General features: G+C 38.6%; 6 protein-coding genes and 1 pseudogene. 2 read left to right on the top strand and 5 right to left on the bottom strand.

What is annotated here, in order from left to right:
* Window positions 1–455 precede the first annotated feature (455 nt).
* Both IAE19_RS11970 and IAE19_RS11965 read right to left on the bottom strand, forming a co-directional pair.
* Window positions 456–1,004 carry an NADPH-dependent FMN reductase gene (locus IAE19_RS11970; RefSeq protein WP_200461162.1) on the bottom strand — a complete coding sequence of 183 codons (549 nt, stop codon included), beginning with the start codon at window positions 1,002–1,004 and terminating at the stop codon, window positions 456–458.
* 70 nt (window positions 1,005–1,074) lie between these two features.
* A pseudogene (locus IAE19_RS11965) lies at window positions 1,075–2,030 on the bottom strand (M15 family metallopeptidase).
* Window positions 2,031–2,169: 139 nt separating this feature from the next.
* Here IAE19_RS11965 and IAE19_RS11960 point away from each other — a divergent pair.
* Together IAE19_RS11960 and IAE19_RS11955 are read left to right on the top strand one after the other, a co-directional pair.
* Complete coding sequence (locus IAE19_RS11960; protein WP_227611022.1) at window positions 2,170–2,727, top strand: zinc protease; 558 nt, start codon at window positions 2,170–2,172, stop codon at window positions 2,725–2,727.
* A gap of 2 nt (window positions 2,728–2,729) precedes the next feature.
* Window positions 2,730–3,209, top strand: coding sequence for an NF045616 family extracytoplasmic (lipo)protein (locus IAE19_RS11955; protein ID WP_200461161.1), 480 nt, complete (start codon window positions 2,730–2,732; stop codon window positions 3,207–3,209).
* Between the two features lie 61 nt (window positions 3,210–3,270).
* On the opposite strand, the gene IAE19_RS11950 is transcribed toward IAE19_RS11955, so the two are convergent.
* From IAE19_RS11950 to ileS, 3 genes are read right to left on the bottom strand one after another with little or no spacing between them, the layout of a single operon-like run.
* Window positions 3,271–3,753, bottom strand: a complete 483-nt coding sequence (locus tag IAE19_RS11950; RefSeq protein ID WP_200461160.1) for an FKBP-type peptidyl-prolyl cis-trans isomerase — start codon at window positions 3,751–3,753, stop codon at window positions 3,271–3,273.
* The gene (gene lspA / locus IAE19_RS11945; protein ID WP_200461159.1) at window positions 3,746–4,285 is read right to left on the bottom strand and encodes a signal peptidase II; all 540 of its coding nucleotides are present in this window, start codon (window positions 4,283–4,285) and stop codon (window positions 3,746–3,748) included. Before lspA ends, IAE19_RS11950 begins: the two co-directional genes overlap by 8 nt.
* Window positions 4,278–7,115: an isoleucine--tRNA ligase gene (gene ileS, locus IAE19_RS11940; protein ID WP_200461158.1), complete on the bottom strand. Its 2,838-nt coding sequence runs from the start codon at window positions 7,113–7,115 to the stop codon at window positions 4,278–4,280. The genes lspA and ileS overlap by 8 nt, the downstream gene beginning before the upstream one ends.
* Between the last annotated feature and the right edge of the window lie 50 nt (window positions 7,116–7,165).

Below are 7,165 nucleotides of genomic sequence, written 5' to 3'. Positions count from 1 at the left end.
GAGAGTAAGTCATCGCCAGCTTTTAAATATAAGCCCCGTCACTAGCCAGTGACGGGGCTTCTTTTTTACTAAGTACTATGAAATATCTCAGGAATTTAGGAATAAAACCATTTGGGTGGCTTAAACAGCTATTTAAAGGCACGTTCTCATGACAAGTAATTCAGAAATTTATAATCCATTTAATTGACGACCAGTATGCTTATACGGTATTTAAGCTTATTCGAGAGGATTAAATATTTTAATACCTTTACAAAGTATAAATAAAAAGAAGCCCCATCATCCTGACAGGGCTTCTTTATATTCCGTTTATAGTGTCGTAGATATCCTATTTACGACCACATCCTGTGCATCTTGTTATTTTCAATGAGACTTCCTATCTCTCTATGATGTAGATAATAGGCGAAAAATTAATGAAGGGATATTCGCCAATGACTTCGATAGTTGTAAGTTTTAGCTTACACCAAATTTTTATGATATTTTTTTAATTTCTCAACAAGATTGATTAATGATTTGATTTCGAAATCATTAGCTTCAAATTCTTCTGATTGGTTGCGTTTAAAGATATCGCGGATTTCAATTACAGCATTAGGATCAATCATATCTAGACTAGATGTAACTTGACGAATTTGACTAATTGAACGGGAACCATAGGTTGAACCATAACCAACAAATGCTACAGGTTTATTTTTCCATTCTTTTCCAAGATAGTCTAAAGCATTTTTTAAGGCAGGACTATAACCATGATTATATTCAGGGCTGATAAAAATAAAGCCTTCTGCTTGCGCAATCTTATTTGCCCATTCTTGTTGTTTGGGTTGATCGTAGATGCCAGTTGCTGGTGGATGACTGCCAGAAAAAAGGGGCAAATTCCATTGTTTTAAATCGACCAATTCAACTTGAATATCGTTATCTTGATGATTTACAAGTTGATTATATACCCAATTTGCGACTTTAATCGCAGTACGCCCTTCACGAATACTTCCGACAATAATATAGATCAGCATGGTTATTCCAAAATTATGAATTAGATTAAAAGTTAAACGATCTTCTAAAGGTTTGGAAAGTAAAACTTTGTTATGAATTGGAATTATTTGCTGCTATTTCAATTTCAGTCAGCAGTTTATCTGCCATTTCTTTGGTTTTTTCAACCCTGGCATGCGGTATTCAGTATGCCCATAGTCTTGAATAGATTTCCAGCGGCCACCCCAAGTCAATCCTACCGATTCGGCAAGTTCGCCATATAGTTGATAGCCACACATGGCCTAGGGATCACGTTCTGTAATCACGATTTTGCCATTGCGTTTAAATGCAATATCTGCGGCTAGGCCGAATTGATGATAACTTTGGTAAACACGAGCACGCGTGGTGTTGGGATTGTTTGAAAGCATATTTTGTCGCACTGGACTACGATAGCCTTCAAGTAGCACCAATTCATAACCGTAGCGCTCTTTCATGAGTTTAAATACCATGAGTAAGCGTTGTTTGTAACGCGGGTGCATTTTATCCCATTTGCGGTCAATACATGCATTCTCAAAGCGACTACGATTATTTATAGTTTCAAGTTGTGATGCTTCAACGGAATAATTATTTTGTGCTTGCTCATACTGTTCAAGTTGCTTAGCTTCAATAATTGCTGCTTCAACTAAAGATGCATCAACTTCAGGCGGTGGTGTTAGGAGCTCACCATTTAAAAGCGTATAAATTTGTGGATCGACTTCTTTGAGATATTCGGCTTCTATACGAGTTGAGCTAATGGGGCGTGTAAAGGCAAATACAATAATACTAGTAAACAAAAGAAATCCAGCACTTAAAATCCACCATTGTTGTAAATGCCATTGAGATTGAAGTTGTTCTGATGCAGATGCATCATCAAGTTGTTGGGCAAATTTTCTAGCGCGTTTAAATTTTTGTTTACTTTTCGGCAATATATTTTTTAATAAAATAAAAAGCTTATGACGTAATTCATGGAACATGAGACAAGCGAGTGCTATTGTAAGCCCGAAAAAGCAAATAAAAATAAGAAGGATCATGGAAGACGTTTATTGCACTGTATCGGGCTTCTGAGTACCTGCAAGTTCACTTAAAGTATTTGGATTTTCATTTTTTTCTGTTTCTACTTGAACAATATCTATTCCAACTAAAAGAAAGCTAACTTCAGGTGAAATAAAAATGTGTCAATTGGTTTTTAAAGATTCAATTGACTATTCGAAAGTATATATACAGATTGGCGGTTTTATAAGCATAATTATTAATTTGACTGATAATGCTATGACACCTTTTGGAAATGTAAATGTATCAAATAAAAATTATTTTGAAAACCTAGCTTTTAGTAAGTCTAAAGGGAATGCACAACATTGGTTCATTCATGAGATGACACATGTTTGGCAATATCAAATGGGTACTAAAAATGCTTGGCTAGGTCTTGAACAACTCTTGTGTAAAAGTGGATATATAATCAAAGTAGATTGTGTTGACTCAGGTTTAGGAGAGTTAAAAGCCTATGATACAGATATTACAGGAAAAGATTTAAATAAAAAATTTAAGGATTTCAATTTCGAACAACAAGGTAGAATAATTGAATTTTGGTTTAACGCATGCTATTTGCAGAATATTGTATCATCAAGACCACATCATCAGAAAAGTTTAAAGCTATTAGGCTATGTTGAAAGAATTTTGAGAGATTTTTTAGATAATCCACATGATCCATCATTATTGCCTAGAAGTTAATTATGAATAAAAAATTACTAGTACTTATATTGGTGTCGATATTATTTCAGTTGATTGCATGTGCTCAACCTATTAATAACCAATTGAACATAATAAGCAATAATGATTTGTGCATCTATACGGGAAGAAAAACAGGATATTCAACGCAAGATGACTATTTTATTATTTTTGTTGGAGAGTACAATCCACAAGAGAGTTTTAAAAGTATCTATGAGAAAAAATATAATAGTCTAAAATTCCCAACGAATAAAAAAAGTTGTATTAATGTTCCAAGTGAAATTTTTGAAAAATCCGGAATTTATAGTATAAACTTAGAATCAAACAAAAATTATTCACAACTAGTTTGTGTGAAAAAAGATAAAAGAAACTCTATTTTATATTATAGGATAAAAGAAAATTTAATTTGTAGTGATGAGGAAATTAAATTAGAAGAACCTGATGGAGTAATGAATAAGATTAAATCTGTCTTGAAGTTTAATTAATGTTGAAAAATAAAAAACCTCCTAATTACTTTAGGAGGTTTAAATCAGTTAAATGCTTACATCACATCAGCTTAATCCCTTGTTGACCCGCAGGAGTCACCTTAAAGATTTCAACTTCAAAACTAATATTTTTACCCGCCAACGGATGATTAAAATCTACTTCGGTAATATCATCATTGACTGAAGCAACCACGCCAAATAATGATGATTTGGCTTTGTCTTCAAACTCAATCATATGACCAACAATCGGGCGTTGTTCAAATTTGACGGTATCAAATTTTTGAATATTTTCAGGGTTCCAAGGGCCGAAAGCATCTTCTGGGGGTAAATGTACGGTACGACGATCTCCCGCACGTAAGCCAAATAGTGCTTTTTCAAAACCTGGTAATAAATTGCCATCACCAATGGTCAGGCTTACGGGCTGTTCGCGGCTACGTGTATTGTCAATCTCAACACCATTTTCCAGTGCAACAGAAAAATGTAACTCGACCTGAGCGCCTTCTTGTATACGAATTTCTTCGTTCGGTTGAATAATTTCAGTCATGCTTTACTTCTGCACGTTGGATGCGTTTTTTCTCAAGGAAAAAAGTATCAATTAACAAGAGGATGGTTCCCAGCGTAATTGCACTGTCTGCAATATTAAAGGCTGGAAAATGATGATTTTGATAATAGACATGAATAAAATCGACGACATATCCCAAAGTCATTCGATCGATTAGATTACCTAATGCTCCACCTAAAATCAAAGCAATGGCTGCGGGTAAAACCATTGCAGTTTTCGGCATGCGTAATAACCAGAACACAAAAATAATCGAAACGATGCCTGCCAGACCCGTAAATAAATAATGTTGCCAGCCCCCTGCATCGGAGAGAAAGCTAAAAGCCGCACCATAGTTATGTAGTAGGGTCCAGTTTAAAAAGGGCAATACTGGCACAGGATCAGCATAGTTCAGATGTGTGCTTGCAATCCATTTGGTCCATTGATCCAAGAGGATGGCAAGAACAGAAAGTCCGAGCCAAATTAGATTATGTGGATAAAACTGGAATAAGCCTTTCTTTACTTGAGCCTTAGGCATATTTTCTCACTTCGCCACGACCTGCGACGTTTACGATACAACGGCCACATAGACCAGGATGATCGGCATGTGTATTAACATCTGGTAGCACATGCCAGCAGCGTACACATTTTTCGCCTTCTGCTGCTGAGACCTGTACACGCAAGCCCTCTATGTCCGTAATTTCACCCTGTTCCGCATAAGGATAGACAAGCACTTGCGATGTAATCAATACAAAGCGTAGTTCATCACCTAACTGGTTCAGTACCGTTTGTAATTCGTCTTTAGCCCAGATTTCTACTTTGGCTGACAAGTTACTGCCGATCAGTTTGGCATTACGAGCTGCTTCAATCTGTTTGTTGACTGCCGATTTGACCTGAATCAGGGTTTGCCAATCAGCTTCAGAAATGAGATTGGCTGTAGAGGCAACAGGTAAATCATACCATTGGGCAGTAAATACATATTGTTCGTTTTGTTCAGGAATCAGTGGCCATGCTTCTTGAGCGGTAAAACTTAAGATGGGTGTCATCCAGCGTACAAAGGCTTGAACTAGATGATACAGCGCCGTTTGTGCAGAATGACGTGCCTGTGAATCGGCTTTAGTGGTGTATTGACGATCTTTGATAATGTCGAGATAGAAGCCACCCAAGTCATTGATACAGAAGTTCGTCAAAGCGCTACATACGATATGGAAATTCATATCTTCATAGGCTTGTTGAATAGTTTTTTGTACGTCTGCAGCACGTTGCAGGATATATTGATCTAGGGCAATTAATTGATCAACAGGCAATGCATCCCTTGATGGTTTAAATCCATTCAAGTTTGCCAATAAGAAACGTAAGGTATTTCGGATACGACGGTAACCATCAGAAGCACGGCTAAAAATTTCTTTACCTGCTGTCATCTCATAACGATAGTCACTTGATGCAATCCAGAAACGCAATCCATCAGCGCCCATATCTTTAATAATATCTTGAGGCGTAATGATATTGCCCAAAGATTTAGACATTTTACGGCCTTTTTCATCAACCACGAAGCCATGAGTGAGCAGACCTTTATAAGGTGCGCGTTCATTAATCGCAATTGAGGTGAGTAAGGACGACTGGAACCAGCCACGATGCTGATCTGAACCTTCCAGATATAAATCTGCAGGATCGGTCAATTCTTCACGTTGACGTAACACCGCATAGTGGGTTGTACCTGAATCGAACCAGACATCAAGCGTATCGCGTACGGCATTGTACTGCTCTGCATCTGAACCAATAAAGTCTTTAGCTTCACGGTTATACCATGCATCAATGCCTTCTTTCTCAATCAGTTGTGCCACTTCTTCAATCAGTTCTGGCGTACGAGGATGAAGCTCATTGGTATCTTTATGCACAAAAAATGGGATTGGCACACCCCAAGTACGTTGACGTGAGATACACCAATCTGGACGACCTTCAATCATCGACTCAATTCGGTTTTTTCCCCAATCAGGCACAAAGCTAATATCATTTTCAATCGCCTTCAAGGCACAATCACGTAAACCCTTGGCATCCATGCTAATAAACCATTGCGGTGTTGCACGGAAAATAATTGGTGTTTTGTGGCGCCAGCAATGCGGATAGCTATGTACGATCGGTTGATGAGCCCATAAACGGCCGACAGCACCCAAAGCTTCAATAATTTGTGGATTGGCTTTATAAATATGTTCACCAGAAAAAATAGGCGCAGTTGGTAAATATACGCCATTCCCCCCGACAGGGTTATCAACTTGGAGGTTATAGATCAGACCAACTTTATAGTCGTCCGCACCATGACCTGGCGCGGTATGTACTGCACCTGTACCACTAGTTGCGATGACGTGCTCACCCAAAATCACAGGAACTTGACGATCACTTAGTAATGGATGTTGTAAGGTCAAACGCTCCAGTACAGCACCTTTAAAATCTGCCAGAACCACTGGATTTTCCAGCTTATAACGGGCAATGGCGGATTCAACCAGATCTTTGGCCAATATAAAGTTTTGTGTACCGCGGTCGCTTTGTACCTGTACCAGTTGATAGTCTATCTCAGCATGTAATGCAACTGCTTGGTTTGCAGGCAAAGTCCAAGGGGTAGTCGTCCAGATCACGATATCGGTTGGCGCCGTAACGTTTACACCCACACGCTGAGTTAAATCCTGAAGATCAACTACACCAAAACCAACGTCAATCGCATCGGACTTTTTATCTTCATATTCAACTTCGGCTTCGGCCAGTGCTGAACCGCAGTCGATACACCAATTCACCGGTTTTAAGCCGGGCTCGATATGACCTGCTTTTTGAATTTCACCCAAAGCACGTACGATATCGGCTTCTTGTTTAAAATTCATGGTCAGATAAGGATCTTGCCAATCACCAAACACACCCATACGAATAAAGTCTTTGCGCTGTAAATCGACCTGACTCATGGCATATTCACGGCAAGCTTTACGGAAAGTTGACGCATCAACTTTGACACCGACTTTACCGACTTTTTCTTCAACTTTTAGTTCGATCGGCAGACCATGACAGTCCCAACCCGGTACGTATGGTACATCAAAACCATCCATAACACGGCTTTTGACAATAATATCCTTTAATACTTTATTGACCGCATGGCCTAAATGGATCTGACCATTAGCGTACGGAGGGCCATCATGTAAAACATATTTTTTCTTGCCAATACGCGATGCACGAATCTTCTGATAAATGTTGTCGGCATACCACTCTTCTAACCATTTGACTTCGCGCACAGCCAAATTGGCTTTCATGGCAAATTCGGTACCTGGTAGGTTGAGTGTGGCTTTATAATCCACGGCATTTTCAGGAGTTTGCTTATCGCTCATGCAAGTTGTCTTCCAGTTCGATCAGCAGTTAAGCTGACGTGTTTTATCAT

Origin of the sequence: Acinetobacter sp. S40 (genome assembly GCF_016624705.1) — a bacterium.
Taxonomy (GTDB): Bacteria; Pseudomonadota; Gammaproteobacteria; order Pseudomonadales; family Moraxellaceae; genus Acinetobacter.
Note: the sequence above shows the minus strand (reverse complement) of the source record. Positions and strands in the feature narration are given on the sequence as shown.